The organism is Streptomyces sp. CO7, assembly GCF_053474865.1.
Genome location: NZ_JBRIOU010000004.1, coordinates 430,220 through 445,359 on the forward strand (window position 1 = coordinate 430,220; position 15,140 = coordinate 445,359).

The window sequence follows — 15,140 nt, forward strand, 5'->3', positions numbered from 1 at the left end:
CCGCACCACCGGCCTCACCCACCCCGCCGACCCCGTCGGCACCGTCGCCCCTGCCGGTCCCACTCGCCCCATCCGCACGCTCACTCACCATGATCGCCACGCTAGACCGGCCCAGCCGATTCCTCCCCCTTTGTTCACCCGCTCCAACCTCACTCGAAAGAGCACCTTGACTTCCCTCCCCCGCGATATATCGTGTTTGACAGAAGACGCGATACACCGCGTCCTGTCGAGGAGGTCCGCATGCCCGAGTGGTCCGTGACCGAGCCGCTCAAGCTCGCGTTCGACGAGCCCGTCACGTCCCTGCACATCCGCCTGGTCAACGGCGCCGTGAACGTGGTCGGCACGGAGGAGCCCGGCGCCCGCCTGGAGGTGTCGGAGGTCGAGGGCGAGCCCCTGGACGTCTCCTTCGAGGACGGCACGCTGACGGTGTCCTACCGCGACCTCTTCTGGAAGGACTTCCACCGGCTGCTGAACCGCAGCTCCTGGCGCCGCCGCGCCGTGGTGTCCCTGGCGGTCCCGGCCGGCGCGGCCGTACGGATCGGCACGGTCGGCGCCTCCACCGTGGTGTCGGGCATCAAGGCCCGCACCGAGGTCCAGGGCGTCAACGGCGACACGACCCTCGTGGGTCTGGCGGGCCCGGTCACCGCGGCGACGGTCAACGGCGCCGTCGAGGCGCAGGCCCTCACGGGAGACCTGCACTTCAGCTCCGTCGGCGGCGACCTCACCGTCGTCGAGGGCTCCAGCCCTTCCGTCCGGGCCGAGTCCGTCACCGGCTCGGTGATGATCGACCTGGGCCGCACCGGTCCCGCCGACCTCAAGCTGTCGAACGTCTCGGGCGAGATCGCCGTCCGCCTCCCGGAACCCACCGACGCCGAGGTGCACGCGGACACCGCCGCGGGTTCCATCTCCAACGCCTTCGAGGACCTGAGAGTGGGCGGCAGGCCCGGCACGCGCCGGGTGACCGGCCGCCTCGGCGCGGGCAAGGGCCGCATCCGGGCGACCACCGTCTCCGGTTCGATCGCCCTGCTTCGGCGGCCCGCCGCACCCGAGTCCGAGGCCCCCGACAACAGCTCGAGCGACGCTCCTACCGGGAAGGTGCTCTGACATGCCCCCCGTCTTCGCCCACGGCCGTCTGCGCCTCTACCTCCTCAAGCTCCTCGACGAGGCGCCCCGGCACGGCTACGAGGTGATCCGCCTCCTCGAGGAGCGTTTCCAGGGCCTCTACGCCCCCTCGGCCGGGACGGTCTACCCGCGCCTGGCCAAGCTGGAGGCCGAGGGCCTGGTCACGCACACCACGGAGGGCGGGCGCAAGGTCTACTCGATCACCGACGCCGGCCGCCAGGAGCTCGCCGACCGCAGCGCCGAGCTGGCCGACCTGGAGGTGGAGATCCTCGAGTCGGTCGCGGAGCTCGCCGCCGAGATCCGCACCGACGTGAGCAACGCGGCAGGCGACCTGCGCCGTGAGATGCGCGCCGCCGCGGGCCGCACGCACCAGGGCGCGGGTACGCGGGGCGGCGGCTCCAAGGGCGGCCCGTTCGGCCCGTTCACCGAGGGCGGCGGCTTCGGTGACAAGGACGCCTGGCAGGCGGCCAAGGAGGAGATGCGCCGGGCCCGGCACGAGTGGAAGGAACAGGCCCGCCGGGCGAAGGACGAGAGCCGTCGCGCCCGCGAGGAGGCCGACCGGGCCCGCCGGCAGGCCCGGGAGGCCCAGCAGGAGGTGGAGCGGATCGCCCGCAAGGTCCAGGAGCAGGTGCAGGACCACTTCGCCCGAGGCGACTGGCCCACCGGTCTGCGCGAGGGTCTGTCCGAGCTCACCAAGGAGTTCGGCCAGTTCGGTCCGTTCGGCAAGAACGGCCCCTTCGGCAGGCCCGCCCCCGTGGAGGAAGACGCGACGCCCGCCGCCGACTCCCACACGAGGCCCGCTCCTGCTCCCGTACCCGACACTCCGGGCCCTGTCTTCGCCCCGGTGGCCGACGGGCTGGAGGTCGGCTACGAACCGCAGTGGGCCCACGAGAGCGGCACCGGCGACCCGTCCCGTGACCTGGAGCGCCTGCTGGACCGCTTCCGGGACGACGTCCGCGACGCCGCCCGCGACCACGGGGTCACCCAGGAGCAGGTCTCCGAGGCCCGCAGCCACCTGGCCACGGCAGCCGCCCGCATCGCCGCGATACTCCACGCCCCGCGGCCCTGACCGGCCTCGCCTGACCGACCCGGCCCCTGGCCGGCCCGGCCCCCTGACCGGGCGGGCGCCGCCACCTCGGCGCCTCCCGCCCGGTCGGGGCCCGGGGAGCCTCGCCTCCCCGTCAGCTCGCGGCGGCCTCTCCCCCGCCCCAGAGCACCCGTTCCAGCGCCTCCGGGGTGACCCCGTGCTCGGCGAGGACGCCGGAGGCGATGCCGGGGCCGCCGGCGAGGGCGAGCAGCAGGTGCTCGTCGCCGATGTGCCGCTCGCGGTGGGCGAGGGCCCCGCGCAGGGACTGCTCGAGGATGTTCCTCGCCCCCCGGGTGAACGGCCGGTGCCCACGCAGCTTGCGGCGGCCTCCGAGTCCCTTCCGGCGGCCGAGCGCTCCGGCGCCGTGGGTGGCCTCCACCCGCGAGACGATCTCGTCCAGGTCGATGCCCAGCCCCGACAGCGCCTCGACGTCGGCGCCGGTGAGCCCGCCGCGACGCCGCGCCGCGGCGAGCGACTCGGCGACCGACTCCCGCCGCTCGGCCAGCCCCAGGGCCGCCAGGCCGAAGGAGCCCCGGCTGCCGCTGCGGTCCAGCAGGGCGAGCAGCAGGTGCCCCTCGTCCACCCGCTCGTCCCCGGCCCGCTCCGCGTGCTCGACGGCACCGGTGACCACGTCCCGGGCGTCCTTGGTGAACCGTTCGAACATCACTGCCTCCCGTACTTCTTGTGCACGGCCTGCCTGCTCACACCGAGCTCGGCGGCGATCTCCTGCCACGACCAGCCCTGGTTGCGCGCGTTGCGCACCTGGACGGCCTCCAGTTGCTCCAGCAGCTTCCGCAGTGCGGTGACCGCACGCAGTCCCACGCGGGGATCGCGGTCCCCGGCCCGCTCGGCGAGGTCCGTTGCTTCCGTCATGCTGTCAACCATGGTTGACACGTCGCCCCTTTGTCAACCCTGATTGACAAACTCGCCCGCACCGGCACCCGGGCCCGCACGACAAAAACCTCCGCCGCCCGGTCCTGGACCGGGCGGCGGAGGTTGACGGTGGACGTGGGGCCGCGGGTCAGCCCGCGGTGAGCACGATCTTGCCGAACAGCTCCCCCGAGGCCATCCGCTCGAACCCCTCGCGGGCGCGGTCCAGCGGCAGCACCTCGTCGATGACGGGCCGCACGCCGGTGGCGGCGCAGAAGGAGAGCAGGTCCTCCAGTTCGTCCTTGGTGCCCATGGTGGAGCCGACCACCTTGAGCTCCAGGAAGAAGATCCGGGTCAGTTCGGCCTTGGAGGGCGCGTCCCCGCTGGTGGCGCCGGAGATGACCAGTGTGCCGCCGGGCCGCAGCGACTTGACCGAGTGGGACCAGGTCGCGGCGCCGACGGTCTCGATGACGGCGTCGACCCGCTGCGGCAGCCGGGCACCGCTCTCGACCGCCTCGACGGCCCCGAGTTCCAGGGCGCGCTTGCGCTTGGCCTCGTCGCGGCTGGTGGCGAAGACCTTGAGCCCGGCGGCCTTGCCGAGCACGATCGCGGCGGTCGCGACGCCGCCGCCGGCGCCCTGGACCAGCACCGAGTCGCCCGGGCGGACGCCGGCGTTGGTGAAGAGCATCCGGTAGGCGGTCAGCCAGGCGGTGGGGAGGCAGGCGGCCTCCTCGAAGGAGAGCTCCTTGGGCTTGGGCAGCACGTTCCAGGTGGGAACGGAGACCTGCTCGGCGAAGGTGCCTTGGTACCGCTCGGTGAGGATGGAGCGCGGCTCCCGGGGGCCGACGCCGTGACCGGTCTGCCCGATGACGGAGTGCAGGACGACCTCGTTGCCGTCCTCGTCGACGCCCGCGGCGTCGCAGCCGAGGATCATCGGCAGCTTGTCCTCGGCGAGGCCGACGCCCTTGAGGGACCACAGGTCGTGGTGGTTGAGCGAGGCGGCCCTCACGTTGACGGTGGTCCAGCCGGGGCGCGCCTCGGGCGCGGGGCGCTCCCCCAACTCGAGTCCGTTCAGCGGCTGGTCACGGTCGATACGTGCGGCGTAGGCAGCGAACATGCCCTCGACCCTAGGTCGCCCGCGGGCCTCGGGGAACCATCCGGCACTATGACGTGGCCGTCACGCCCCGCGTGAGGCTCCCCACCGCCCCTGGACGGCGCGCCGCGGCCCCCGGCGCCGTGAGGGGCGCCGGGGGCCGCGGGGGTACGCGCACGGGGGGGCTGTCCGGTCAGGCCCGGGCGACGCCCTCGGCCCGCGCGGCCGCCGCCACGGCCGCGGTGACGGCGGGGGCGACCCGCTCGTCGAAGGGCGAGGGGATCACGTAGTCCGCCGCCAGGTCGTCGCCGACCACCGCGGCCAGCGCCTCCGCGGCGGCCAGCTTCATGCCCTCGGTGATCCGGGAGGCCCGCACCTGGAGGGCGCCCGCGAAGATGCCGGGGAAGGCCAGCACGTTGTTGATCTGGTTGGGGAAGTCGGACCGTCCGGTCGCCACCACGGCCGCGTACTTGTGCGCGATCTCGGGGTGGACCTCCGGGGTGGGGTTGGCCATCGCGAAGACGAAGGCGTTGTCCGCCATGGAGGCCACGGCCGGCTCGGGCACGGTGCCGCCGGAGACGCCGATGAAGACGTCGGCGCCCGCCAGCGCCTCCTCCAGGGAGCCGCTGATCCCCGACTTGTTGGTCATCGCGGCGATCTCCGCCTTGACCGGGGTGAGGTCGGTCCGGTCGCTGGAGACGACGCCCTTGCGGTCGGCGACCGCCACGTCCCCGATGCCCGCCTCGAGCAGCATCTTCGCGATCGCGATGCCCGCGGCGCCCGCGCCGGAGATCACCGCGCGCAGCTGGCCCAGCGTCCGGCCGGTCAGCCGCGCCGCGTTGCGCATGGCGGCCAGGGTGACGATGGCGGTGCCGTGCTGGTCGTCGTGGAAGACGGGGATGTCGAGGCGCTCGCGGAGCCGGTCCTCGATCTCGAAGCAGCGGGGCGCCGAGATGTCCTCCAGGTTGATGCCGCCGAAGGACGGGGCGAGCCGGGCGACGGTCTCGACGATCTCGTCGACGCCGGTGCAGTCGAGGGCGATCGGCACGGCGTCGACGCCGCCGAACTGCTTGAACAGGATGGCCTTGCCCTCCATCACGGGGAGGGAGGCCTCGGGCCCGATGTCGCCGAGGCCCAGGACGGCGGTGCCGTCGGTGACCACCGCGACCACCGAGGACTTCCAGGTGTAGTCGTTGACCAGCTCGGGCTGCTCGGCGATGGCGCTGCACACCCGGGCGACGCCCGGCGTGTAGGCGAGGGACAGGTCGTCCTTGTCCCGGACCGGCACGGTGGCCTGCACGGCCATCTTGCCGCCCCGGTGCAGGGCGAACGCCGGGTCGATGGAGTCGAGGCCGTCCTGGCCCTCGATGGTGTGGTCACTGCGAGGATTGACGATCTCCGCTGACACGTGTCGTACCCCTTAAGGCTTCTTGGTTGAGGGTGACCGCTCCTTGTGAGGAGCGGGCGGGCACCGCGCGCGACCATGGAGGGATGCCATGACCGGCCGCGCGCGACGGGCGCGCCGCACACGCGCCCCAGCCCCCGATGTGGGGTGTAAAGAACTTTCTTACCCGACGACGATCCCGGGGACGAGTCCATACCGGGAACCTCACACGTCAGTGACATGACTCATGCCCGTAAAGATGGACAAGTCGTCCCACCGCGCCCCCGGCCGCCCGAGCCGTGTTCCAGGTCCGTCCGCATGCCGAGACGCACGGGAGATCTTTCGGTCCGTTCCGGATATGACCGGAGAAGTGCCGCCCATCTCCTGCCTGTTCTTGGCCATTCGGGCGTGTCCGTTATGCGATTTTGACCTGGGAGTTCACCTGAACGGGTGAGTCCGAATGGCAGGATGCGGTCATTACCCCGCGCGACACCCAAAGCCGTGTGTTCGCGGCGGTGGCTCGCACTCCATCCACCCGCCGGAGGATCCCACCATGACCGCACGCCCCACCCGTCGTCCGTCCGTCGCGCTGCGCCCCACTGCGATCGGTGCGATCGCGGTCGCCGGCGCGCTGCTGCTCACCGGTTGCGGTGACCAGACCAACGAGGCCGAGGCCAAGCAGTCCAAGGACTCCGGCTCCCCCGCGGCCGCCGCCCCGCTGGCCGACCTGCTCCCCGAGGACGTCAAGGCGAAGGGCGTCGTCAAGGTCGGTTCCGACATCGCCTACGCCCCGGTCGAGTTCAAGGACGACTCCGGCAAGACCGCGGGCATCGACCCCGACCTCGCCGACGCCCTCGGCAAGCAGCTGGGCGTGAAGTTCGAGTTCGAGAACGGCACCTTCGACACCCTCCTCACCGGTCTGCGCTCCGGCCGCTACGACATCGCGATGTCGGCGATGACGGACACCAAGGACCGCCAGGAGGGCGTGGACTCCGACACCGGCAAGAAGGTCGGCGAGGGCGTCGACTTCGTCGACTACTTCACCGCGGGTGTCTCGATCTACACCAAGAAGGGCGACGACAAGGGCATCAAGACCTGGGCCGACCTGTGCGGCAAGAAGCTGGTCGTCCAGCGCGGCACGGTCTCCGAGGACCTCGCCAAGTCCGAGTCGAAGAAGTGCGGCAAGGGCAAGAAGATCACCCTCGAGGCCTTCGACAACGACCAGCAGGCCCAGACCCGTCTGCGCGCCGGCGGCGCCGACGCCGGTTCCTCCGACTTCCCGGTCGCCGCGTACGCGGTGAAGACCTCGGGCGGCGGCAACGACTTCCAGCTGGTCGGCGAGCAGGTCGAGGCGGCCCCGTACGGCATCGCCGTCGCCAAGGACGACGCCAAGCTCCGCGACGCCATCAAGGCGGCCCTGGACGCGGTCATCAAGAACGGCGAGTACCAGAAGGTCCTGGACAAGTGGGGCGCCTCCGAGGGTGCTGTCACGGAAGCCGTGATCAACGGCGGCAAGTGACCGCTCCAGCGGCCGTAGGCCACGCGAAAGGCAAGTCCCGTGACTGAAGACATCGACAAGACGGCAGGTCCGGCCCCCGCGGCCGGGCCGGAGGCCGTCAGGGCCATCCCGGTCCGGCACTACGGGCGGTACGTCTCCGCCCTGGTGGCGATCGGGCTCCTCGGCTCGATCGTTTGGGCGTTCTCCCAGGGCAGGATCAACTGGGGGGCGATCCCGGACTACTTCTTCGACGACCGCGTGCTCGAGGGCGTCGGCAAGACGCTCCTGCTGACCGTGCTGTCCATGCTGATCGGCATCGTCGGCGGCGTGCTGCTGGCCGTGATGCGGCTGTCGAAGAACCCGGTGACCAGGGCCGTCTCCTGGTTCTACATCTGGTTCTTCCGGGGGACCCCGGTCCTCGTGCAGCTGGTGGTCTGGTTCAACCTCGGCCTGGTCTTCGAGTACATCGTGCTCGGCCCGCTGTACAAGGACGAGTGGTCGGACTTCATGACCCCGCTCCTGACGGTGCTGCTGGGTCTGGGTCTCAACGAGGCCGCCTACATGGCGGAAATCTGCCGTGCCGGTCTGATGTCGGTCGACGAGGGACAGACCGAGGCGGCGCACGCGCTGGGCATGAGCCACTCGAAGACCCTGCGCCGGATCGTGATCCCCCAGGCCATGCGGGTGATCGTGCCGCCCACCGGCAACGAGGTCATCAACATGCTGAAGACCACGTCGCTGGTCTCGGTGGTCCAGTACGCGGAGTTGTGGCGCATCACCCAGGACATCGGCCAGGTCTCGGGCGCGCCCGTGGAGATGTACTTCCTCGCGGCCGCCTGGTACCTGGTGATGACCTCGATCCTCAGCGTCGGTCAGTACTACATCGAGCGGCACTACGCGCAGGGTTCCAGCCGGTCGCTGCCGCCCACCCCGTGGCAGTCGTTCAGGAGCACGGTCCTGTCCGTGTCGAGCCGGAAGGGAGCGGCGGCATGACCGAGGTCAGCAAGACGGCGGGCACCACGGGATCCTCCGGGGTCCCCATGGTGAAGGCCGACAACGTCCACAAGTCGTACGGCCACGTCGAGGTCCTCAAGGGCATCGACCTGGAGGTGAAGAAGGGCGAGGTGTTCTGCCTCATCGGCCCTTCCGGCTCCGGCAAGTCGACCTTCCTGCGGTGCATCAACCACCTCGAGAAGGTCAACGCCGGCCGGCTGTACGTCGACGGCGAGCTGGTCGGGTACCGGCAGAAGGGCGACAAGCTCTACGAGCTGAAGGACAACGAGGTCGCCCTCCAGCGCCGGGACATCGGCATGGTCTTCCAGCGCTTCAACCTCTTCCCGCACATGACCGCGGCGGAGAACGTGATGGAGGCGCCGATCCAGGTCAAGGGCGTCAGCAAGGCGGCCGCCCGGGAGCGGGCGCACCACCTGCTGGAGCGCGTGGGCCTGGGCGACAAGGCCGGGAACTACCCCGCGCAGCTCTCCGGCGGCCAGCAGCAGCGGGTGGCGATCGCCCGCGCGCTGGCCATGGACCCCAAGCTGATGCTCTTCGACGAGCCGACCTCGGCGCTCGACCCCGAGCTGGTCGGCGACGTCCTGGACGTCATGCGGGACCTGGCCGAGAGCGGCATGACGATGGTGGTCGTCACCCACGAGATGGGCTTCGCCCGCGAGGTGGGCGACAACCTGGTCTTCATGGACGGCGGTGTGGTCGTGGAGTCCGGCGACCCGCGCGAGGTGCTGACCAACCCGCGGCACGAGCGGACGCAGTCCTTCCTGTCGAAGGTGCTGTGACGCCGCCCGCCCGAGGCGCCGGCACCGGTTGAGCACGTCCGAAGGGGCGGTGCGGGGCGACCCGCACCGCCCCTTCGCTTTTCCCTCCCGCGAGGTAATACCTTGTAATCGCGATCGGCCATTACCGCCGGGCGCGCGAGACCACAGAGCCCCGCGTAAGGACGACAAGTGGAACTGGCCTATTACTCGGATTACGCCGTCCGGCTGGTCAACAGCGAGGAGCCGGCCCGGGGCAAGGACGAGCTGACGTCGGTGGACGCCGTCCGGGACCTGTTCGGCGCCAACCGTTCCGCGGCCCGGCGGGCCACCGACGCCGACGTCACCCGGCTGAGGTCGGTGCGCGGCCGGCTGCGGTCGGTCTTCGAGGCGGCCGCCTCGGGCGACGAGACGCTCGCGGTCGACCTGCTGAACTCGCTGCTGCTGGAGTTCCCGGTGAGCCCGCAGATCTCCGGCCACGACCACCGCGACGAGGACGGGCGCCCGCTGTGGCACCTGCACCTGGCCGACCATCCGTCCAACGCGACGGCCGGCTACGCGGCCATCGCCGCCATGGGGCTGGCCTTCCACCTCACCGAGTACGGGGTGAACCGACTGGGCCTGTGCGAGGCGGCGCCGTGCCGCAACGCCTTCCTGGACACCTCCACCAACCGCTCCCGCCGCTACTGCTCCGACCGCTGCGCCACCCGGGCCAACGTGGCGGCCTACCGGGCCCGCAAGCGCCTGGAGGCGGCCTCGCCGGGCCGGGCGCCGAGCACCGGCCGCACCGAGGAGAGCGCCCAGCCCAGCAGCGCGGGCACCGACCGCTGACCGGCCGGGCGCGGACGCACCCGCAGCAGCACCCGGGCCAGCACGAGCTCGGGCGGGACGACGCCGTAGTCGGTGCTGTCCCCGCCCGCGAAGGCGTTGTCCCCGAGCACCCACCAGCCGCCGTCGCGGCGCTCGGCGGCCCGCTTCACCACCAGCAGGTCCTGCTGGAACGGATGGCGCAGCACCACGACGTCCCCTGGCCGCACGCGCGCCCCGTAGCGGACCACCAGACGGTCTCCGTGGCGCAGCGTCGGCACCATCGACGGCCCGGTGACCTCGGCCGTGCCGAAGGGCAGCAGGGGGCGTTCCTGCCCGCCCTCGCACGGTGACTGCTCCGTCATGTCCGTTCCTCCTAGCTCGACTCCTCCGGGAGTCCCGGTCCCACCCCGTACTTTTGCCGTACGCCCCTGGGGGCACCCGCGATTTCCCGGGGCCTACGGAGTAATGTCCCACCTGAGAAGACGATCACGAGGAAGGATTGCTTCATGCTTTCCCGCCTGTTTGCCCGTAGCGTGAAGGTCAGCGCCCACTGCGACCTCCCCTGCGGTGTGTACGACCCGGCCCAGGCCCGCATCGAGGCCGAGTCGGTCAAGGCCACGCAGGAGAAGATGCAGGCCAACGACGACCCGCACTTCCAGACGCGCGCCACCATCATCAAGGAGCAGCGCGCCGAGATTGCCAAGCACCACGTCTCGGTGCTGTGGAGCGACTACTTCAAGGCTCCGCACTTCGAGAAGTACCCGCAGCTGCACCAGCTGGTCAACGACGCGCTGAAGGCCCTTTCGGCCGCCAAGGCGTCGACCGACCCGGCGACCGGTCAGAAGGCTCTGGACCTGATCGCCGAGATCGACAAGATTTTCTGGGAGACCAAGAAGGCCTGACCTTCGCGCCTCCACGGGAAGGGGCCCGGCTCGTCATGAGCCGGGCCCCTTCGCGTGCGTCGCGCCGCGCCCGTTCCGCCGGGCCGCGGCGGCCCGGTCACAGGCCCTGCCACTCCGGCTTGTGGGACCAGGTGTGGCGGAAGTAGTCCGCCAGCCGCAGCTTCGCGGCGGCGGCCTCGTCGACGACGACCGTGGCGTGCGGGTGGAGCTGGAGCGCCGAGGCGGGGCAGACGGCCGCCAGCGGGCCCTCCACGGCGGCGGCCACGGCGTCCGCCTTGCCCGCCCCGGTCGCCAGCAGCACCAGGTGCCGGGCGTCCAGGATGGTGCCGATGCCCTGGGTGATGACGTGCCGCGGCACCTGGGCGACGTCGCCGTCGAAGAAGCGGGCGTTGTCGGCGCGGGTCCGCTCGGTGAGCGTCTTGAGGCGGGTCCGGGAGGCCAGGGAGCTGCACGGCTCGTTGAAGCCGATGTGGCCGTCGGTGCCGATGCCCAGGAGCTGGAGGTCCACTCCGCCGGCCTCGGCCAGCGCACGCTCGTAGGCGGCGCAGGCGGCCGTCAGGTCGGCGGCGCCGCCGTCGGGACCGAGGAAGGCGTCCTCCTTGAGGCCCAGCGGCTCCAGCACCTCGCGCGCCAGCACCGAGCGGTAGGACTCCGGGTGGCCGGCCGGCAGACCCACGTACTCGTCGAGCTGCGCGATCCGGGCCCGGGAGACGTCCGCCTCGCCGGCCCGCACCAGCGCGGCGAGCGCCTCGTACACCGGGAGGGGCGTCGAGCCGGTGGCGACGCCCAGCACGGCGTCCGGCTTCTCGCGCAGCAGGGACGCCATGGCGCCGGCGACGAGCTCGCCGCCCGCCCGCGCGTCGGGAACGATGACGACTTCCACGCCGAGGACCACCATCCTGGTATAGACCTATGGTTTAGACCAATCTAGCAAGAACCGCCGCCCCGGGGAACCGTCCGGGAGCGGTCCCACGTCCGGCCCGGGCGGGCTAGGCTTCACCGTGCGGGAGCCCACGCCTCTGCCCATGGACACGGCCCGGCGGCCGGTCCACAATCGGGTGGGAGGCAGGGACGCACAGACGCCGCCTTCCCCGCACAGGAAGGCGGACCGAGGAACCGGGCCTCTCTGCCCTGACTGCGCCCGGGTCCTCACCGGTCGGTTCCGGGCCGCACACCCGAGGCCGAACGCTGCTCCGGGCTGCGGTGCCGGGAGGGTTGAGGGTCCCTTCCTGCGCCGCGGCCCGTGGGTGCGGCGCCCGCGCGCGGCCCGGGTACGCTCGCAGTCGTGCCCTCCATGAACGAACTCGTACGCCAGCACACCGATCTCGACGACACCGATCTCGAGTGGCTCCACCTGCTGGTCTCCGAGTGGCAGCTGCTCTCCGACCTCTCCTTCGCCGACCTGGTCCTGTGGCTGCCCACCCGCGACGGCGCCAAGTACGTCTCGGTCGCGCAGATGCGCCCGAACACCGGCCCGACCTCCTACCACGACGACATGGTGGGTCACCTCGTTCCCCGCGGGCGCCGTCCGCTGCTGGACGCGGCGCTGGACGAGGGACGCATCGTGCGCGAGGGCGACCCGGAGTGGCGCGAGGAGGTGCCCGTGCGGGTGGAGTCGATCCCGGTGCGCCGCGACGGCCGGGTGCTGGGCGTCATCGCCCGCAACACCAACCTGCTGACCGTGCGCACGCCCAGCCGGCTGGAGCTCACCTACCTGCAGTCGGCCTCCGACCTGGCGCAGATGATCGCCGCGGGGGCGTTCCCCTTCCCCGACCAGCAGGTCGACATGGACGCGGCCCCGCGGGTCGGCGACGGGCTGATCCGGCTGGACGCCGAGGGCATCGTCACCTACGCCTCGCCCAACGCCCTGTCCGCGTACCACCGGATGGGCCTGGCGGCCGACCTGGTCGGCTGCCACCTCGGCCGCACCACGGCCGAACTCGCGCCGTCCCGGGGCCCGGTGGACGAGGCGCTGGCGAAGGTGGCGAGCGGCTGGGCGCCCCGGGAGTTCGAGATCGAGGCCAGCGAGGGCGTCATCCAGTTCCGGGCCATCCCGCTCAAGCCCAAGGGCACCCGCATCGGTTCGCTGGTGCTGCTGCGGGACGTCACCGAACTGCGGCGGCGCGAACGCGAGTTGATCACCAAGGACGCCACCATCCGAGAGATCCACCACCGGGTGAAGAACAACCTCCAGACGGTCGCCGCGCTGCTGCGGCTGCAGGCCCGCCGGATGGACTCCGACCAGGGCCGCGAGGCGCTCCAGGAGGCGGTGCGCCGGGTCGGCTCGATCGCCATCGTGCACGAGACGCTCTCCCAGACCCTGGACGAGCGGGTCGAGTTCGACGAGATCGCCGACCGGGTGCTCGCGATGGTCGCCGAGATCTCGCCGGGCAAGGTCACCGGCCGGCGCAGCGGGCGCTTCGGCATCTTGGACGCCGAGGTGGCCACCCCGCTGTCGATGGTCCTCACCGAGGTGCTGCAGAACGCCCTCGAGCACGGTTTCCGTCCCGGTGACACCGGCGCCGTCGAGGTGTCCGCGGTGCGCGGCGGAACTCCCCGCGACGAGCGGCTGCTGGTGACGGTGCTGGACGACGGAGTGGGCCTGCCGGAGGACTTCAACCCGCACAGCTCCGGCAACCTCGGTCTGCAGATCGTGCGGACCCTGGTCGAGGGCGAACTCGGCGGCGCCTTCGACATGGTCCGGGTCGGCCCCGAGGGCGGCACCCGGGTGCTGCTGGACATCCCGGTCCGCACCCCGAAGTGACGTGACGCCCGCTCGCGACCGGCCCGCGGGTCGTGAACGGGGCGGGCGCGCGCAGGGCGGGACATGGCTCGAGCCCCGGACCGAGAACGGTCCGGGGCTCGAGATCAGATCCCGGTTACTGCGCGCTGCGGCTCGGGGGCGGGAGATGCGTACACGCTGTACGCGCCGCCAAGCTCAGGCTGTCGCGGGGTGGGTTGTCAGGCGGAGGCCTGACGGGCCCGGTTGCGGGCGGCGCGGCGCTTCATGGCGCGGCGCTCGTCCTCGCTGAGACCACCCCAGACGCCGGAGTCCTGACCGGACTCGAGCGCCCACTGCAGACACTGCTCCATCACCGGGCAGCGGCGGCAGACGGCCTTGGCTTCCTCGATCTGCAGCAGCGCAGGACCGGTGTTGCCGATGGGGAAGAAGAGCTCGGGGTCTTCTTCGCGGCAAACGGCGTGGTGACGCCAGTCCATGGCTGCTACCTCTCCTGTGTATTCGTGCAAGTGCTTGTGAATGTGAACGCTTTCACGAAACCCCCAACAAGTGAAGGGCCACAATCCGGTTTCCCGGGGAGGCCATCCTTGGCTTGGAGAGGGGTTCGGGGCTCTGGCGGGAGGCCGTCTGTCGGGCCGTCCCGAGCGCCACGTAGAGACTCGCAAACCTCAGCGGCGGATACAACCCCTTCCGGAAAGTTTTTTTTGATTCTTCGGTGTCTGCTAGGTCACAGCCGTACTTCCATGGGGTGGACCCTGCTCAATACGTTCGAGTGAAAGGTTTAAGGCAGGATCCACTCACACAATCACACGCAGTGCACGGCGTACGCCTGTGAACTTCACGCCCGTCCGCAGCCCCAGGTGGTCGCCGTCCACCTGGAAGGGCAACGGGACCTTGGAAACCAAGGTGAACGCACTGAGATCGTGGAGCGACATCGCGTGCTTTCCGCGCGGCCCCCGCTCCGGCGTCGACGCCACCAGCTGGCTGCCGTAGCGCATCGCCGAAACCGTCGACATGCTGGTCAGACCCAGGACGTCCAGCCCCTTGTCGAACGACGCTCCGGGCGAGGGGTACAGCGGCTTGTTGCCGAGGTACGACCACGGGGCGGTGTTCGAAATAAGGGTCACCACGAGTCCGTCCACCGGATCCTCGCCCTCCCGGTGGAGGGAGATCGTCCCGCGGGTGCGGTGCGGGTCTCCCAGGAACTGGCGGAGCACCTGGCGTACGTACAGGGGGTGTGTGGACCGCCTGCCGCGCTCCCGCTGCTGCTCCACCCTTCCGACGACCCCCGCGTCGAAGCCGAGGCCGGCGCAGAAGGTGAACCAGCGCACCGGAGCGCCGTCGTCCCCGGTACCCGGGGCGGGCTCGGCCAAACCGAGACCCACGGTGCGTTCCCGTCCCTGGCGCAGGGCGTCCAGCAGGGCGCCGGTGGCCTCCACCGCGTTGTTGGGCAGACCGAGGGCACGGGCGAAGACGTTCGTGGAGCCGCCGGGGACCACCGCGAGGCCGGGCAGTCGCTCCGGGTCGGGTCCGTCGTGCAGCAGTCCGTTGGCCACCTCGTTGACGGTGCCGTCGCCGCCGAGGGCGACCACCAGGTCGATGTCCTTGCTGCGGGCGGCGGCCCGGGCGAGGTCGTGGGCGTGGCCGCGGTACTCCGTGGTGACGGCCTCCAGCTTCACCTCGCTCGCCAGCGCGTGGATGAGGACGTCACGCGTCCGGGCGCTGGTGGTGGTTGCCGCCGGGTTGACCACGAGGAGTGCGCGCATGGTGTGCAGGTTACCTACTGATCGGTACCCGGCCCATACGGACGGTCCGGACGCACGGACTACCCTGGCCGTCGTGAGCGCTCAGCGGAAACCCACCCC

At 71.3% G+C, this 15,140-nt stretch carries 16 protein-coding genes; 8 read left to right on the forward strand and 8 right to left on the reverse strand.

All coding sequences use genetic code 11. The annotated features are described in order from the left end of the window. The first annotated feature begins 240 nt into the window (after positions 1 to 240). Both ACOV8S_RS14740 and ACOV8S_RS14745 read left to right on the forward strand, forming a co-directional pair. Positions 241 to 1,104, forward strand: coding sequence for a DUF4097 family beta strand repeat-containing protein (locus tag ACOV8S_RS14740; RefSeq protein WP_448318271.1), 864 nt, complete (start codon positions 241 to 243; stop codon positions 1,102 to 1,104). A gap of 1 nt (position 1,105) precedes the next feature. Continuing rightward, positions 1,106 to 2,191, forward strand: coding sequence for a helix-turn-helix transcriptional regulator (locus ACOV8S_RS14745; protein WP_448318273.1), 1,086 nt, complete (start codon positions 1,106 to 1,108; stop codon positions 2,189 to 2,191). A 112-nt stretch (positions 2,192 to 2,303) separates the two neighbouring features. Here ACOV8S_RS14745 and ACOV8S_RS14750 read toward each other — a convergent pair whose 3' ends face one another. The 4 genes from ACOV8S_RS14750 to ACOV8S_RS14765 form a co-directional block, all read right to left on the reverse strand. Then, a complete protein-coding gene (locus ACOV8S_RS14750; RefSeq protein WP_448318275.1) occupies positions 2,304 to 2,873 on the reverse strand; it encodes a Clp protease N-terminal domain-containing protein in 570 nt (189 codons plus the stop codon). Next, positions 2,873 to 3,082 carry a helix-turn-helix domain-containing protein gene (locus ACOV8S_RS14755; protein ID WP_108954990.1) on the reverse strand — a complete coding sequence of 70 codons (210 nt, stop codon included), beginning with the start codon at positions 3,080 to 3,082 and terminating at the stop codon, positions 2,873 to 2,875. Before ACOV8S_RS14755 ends, ACOV8S_RS14750 begins: the two co-directional genes overlap by 1 nt. 148 nt (positions 3,083 to 3,230) lie before the next feature. Beyond that, the gene (locus tag ACOV8S_RS14760; RefSeq protein ID WP_448318278.1) at positions 3,231 to 4,196 is read right to left on the reverse strand and encodes a zinc-binding dehydrogenase; all 966 of its coding nucleotides are present in this window, start codon (positions 4,194 to 4,196) and stop codon (positions 3,231 to 3,233) included. Positions 4,197 to 4,365: 169 nt separating this feature from the next. Further along, positions 4,366 to 5,580: an NAD(P)-dependent malic enzyme gene (locus tag ACOV8S_RS14765; RefSeq protein ID WP_448318280.1), complete on the reverse strand. Its 1,215-nt coding sequence runs from the start codon at positions 5,578 to 5,580 to the stop codon at positions 4,366 to 4,368. Between the two features lie 529 nt (positions 5,581 to 6,109). On the opposite strand from ACOV8S_RS14765, the gene ACOV8S_RS14770 reads away from it, so the two are divergent. The 4 genes from ACOV8S_RS14770 to ACOV8S_RS14785 all read left to right on the forward strand — a co-directional run bounded on the left by ACOV8S_RS14770 (position 6,110) and on the right by ACOV8S_RS14785 (position 9,654). Beyond that, positions 6,110 to 7,075 (forward strand): ABC transporter substrate-binding protein, encoded by a 966-nt coding sequence (locus ACOV8S_RS14770; protein ID WP_448318281.1) that lies wholly within the window; start codon positions 6,110 to 6,112, stop codon positions 7,073 to 7,075. 39 nt (positions 7,076 to 7,114) lie between these two features. After that, positions 7,115 to 8,047, forward strand: a complete 933-nt coding sequence (locus ACOV8S_RS14775; RefSeq protein WP_448318282.1) for an amino acid ABC transporter permease — start codon at positions 7,115 to 7,117, stop codon at positions 8,045 to 8,047. A gap of 47 nt (positions 8,048 to 8,094) precedes the next feature. Next, positions 8,095 to 8,847, forward strand: a complete 753-nt coding sequence (locus ACOV8S_RS14780) for an amino acid ABC transporter ATP-binding protein (RefSeq protein ID WP_448318865.1) — start codon at positions 8,095 to 8,097, stop codon at positions 8,845 to 8,847. A gap of 168 nt (positions 8,848 to 9,015) precedes the next feature. Continuing rightward, a complete protein-coding gene (locus tag ACOV8S_RS14785) occupies positions 9,016 to 9,654 on the forward strand; it encodes a CGNR zinc finger domain-containing protein (RefSeq protein WP_351117614.1) in 639 nt (212 codons plus the stop codon). On the opposite strand, the gene sodX is transcribed toward ACOV8S_RS14785, so the two are convergent. Next, complete coding sequence (sodX, locus tag ACOV8S_RS14790; RefSeq protein ID WP_448318283.1) at positions 9,549 to 9,995, reverse strand: nickel-type superoxide dismutase maturation protease; 447 nt, start codon at positions 9,993 to 9,995, stop codon at positions 9,549 to 9,551. The genes ACOV8S_RS14785 and sodX overlap by 106 nt on opposite strands. A 144-nt stretch (positions 9,996 to 10,139) precedes the next feature. Between sodX and sodN the strand changes: the two genes are divergently transcribed. Next, on the forward strand, positions 10,140 to 10,535 hold the full coding sequence (gene sodN, locus ACOV8S_RS14795) for a superoxide dismutase, Ni (RefSeq protein ID WP_108954432.1): 396 nt from the start codon (positions 10,140 to 10,142) through the stop codon (positions 10,533 to 10,535). A gap of 97 nt (positions 10,536 to 10,632) precedes the next feature. Here the strand turns inward: sodN and nagB are convergent, their stop codons facing one another. Beyond that, positions 10,633 to 11,418 (reverse strand): glucosamine-6-phosphate deaminase, encoded by a 786-nt coding sequence (gene nagB, locus ACOV8S_RS14800; protein WP_448318284.1) that lies wholly within the window; start codon positions 11,416 to 11,418, stop codon positions 10,633 to 10,635. Between the two features lie 402 nt (positions 11,419 to 11,820). On the opposite strand from nagB, the gene ACOV8S_RS14805 reads away from it, so the two are divergent. Then, complete coding sequence (locus tag ACOV8S_RS14805; RefSeq protein ID WP_448318285.1) at positions 11,821 to 13,299, forward strand: sensor histidine kinase; 1,479 nt, start codon at positions 11,821 to 11,823, stop codon at positions 13,297 to 13,299. Between the two features lie 197 nt (positions 13,300 to 13,496). Here ACOV8S_RS14805 and ACOV8S_RS14810 read toward each other — a convergent pair whose 3' ends face one another. Together ACOV8S_RS14810 and ACOV8S_RS14815 are read right to left on the reverse strand one after the other, a co-directional pair. Further along, entirely contained in the window at positions 13,497 to 13,754 is a 258-nt protein-coding gene (locus ACOV8S_RS14810) for a WhiB family transcriptional regulator (protein WP_351117618.1), read from the reverse strand. 318 nt (positions 13,755 to 14,072) lie between these two features. Continuing rightward, positions 14,073 to 15,041, reverse strand: coding sequence for a diacylglycerol/lipid kinase family protein (locus tag ACOV8S_RS14815; RefSeq protein ID WP_448318286.1), 969 nt, complete (start codon positions 15,039 to 15,041; stop codon positions 14,073 to 14,075). Positions 15,042 to 15,140: the final 99 nt, after the last annotated feature.

What these genes read in the sequence shown, in the direction of transcription:
- ACOV8S_RS14815 (WP_448318286.1), bottom strand. Translation starts at nt 15,041, where the DNA reads ATGCGCGCACTCCTCGTGGTCAACCCGGCGGCAACCACCACCAGCGCC.
- ACOV8S_RS14750 (WP_448318275.1), bottom strand. Translation starts at nt 2,873, where the DNA reads ATGTTCGAACGGTTCACCAAGGACGCCCGGGACGTGGTCACCGGTGCC.
- ACOV8S_RS14770 (WP_448318281.1), top strand. Translation starts at nt 6,110, where the DNA reads ATGACCGCACGCCCCACCCGTCGTCCGTCCGTCGCGCTGCGCCCCACT.
- ACOV8S_RS14740 (WP_448318271.1), top strand. Translation starts at nt 241, where the DNA reads ATGCCCGAGTGGTCCGTGACCGAGCCGCTCAAGCTCGCGTTCGACGAG.
- ACOV8S_RS14745 (WP_448318273.1), top strand. Translation starts at nt 1,106, where the DNA reads ATGCCCCCCGTCTTCGCCCACGGCCGTCTGCGCCTCTACCTCCTCAAG.
- sodX (WP_448318283.1), bottom strand. Translation starts at nt 9,995, where the DNA reads ATGACGGAGCAGTCACCGTGCGAGGGCGGGCAGGAACGCCCCCTGCTG.
- sodN (WP_108954432.1), top strand. Translation starts at nt 10,140, where the DNA reads ATGCTTTCCCGCCTGTTTGCCCGTAGCGTGAAGGTCAGCGCCCACTGC.
- ACOV8S_RS14755 (WP_108954990.1), bottom strand. Translation starts at nt 3,082, where the DNA reads ATGACGGAAGCAACGGACCTCGCCGAGCGGGCCGGGGACCGCGATCCC.
- ACOV8S_RS14810 (WP_351117618.1), bottom strand. Translation starts at nt 13,754, where the DNA reads ATGGACTGGCGTCACCACGCCGTTTGCCGCGAAGAAGACCCCGAGCTC.
- ACOV8S_RS14760 (WP_448318278.1), bottom strand. Translation starts at nt 4,196, where the DNA reads ATGTTCGCTGCCTACGCCGCACGTATCGACCGTGACCAGCCGCTGAAC.
- ACOV8S_RS14780 (WP_448318865.1), top strand. Translation starts at nt 8,095, where the DNA reads ATGGTGAAGGCCGACAACGTCCACAAGTCGTACGGCCACGTCGAGGTC.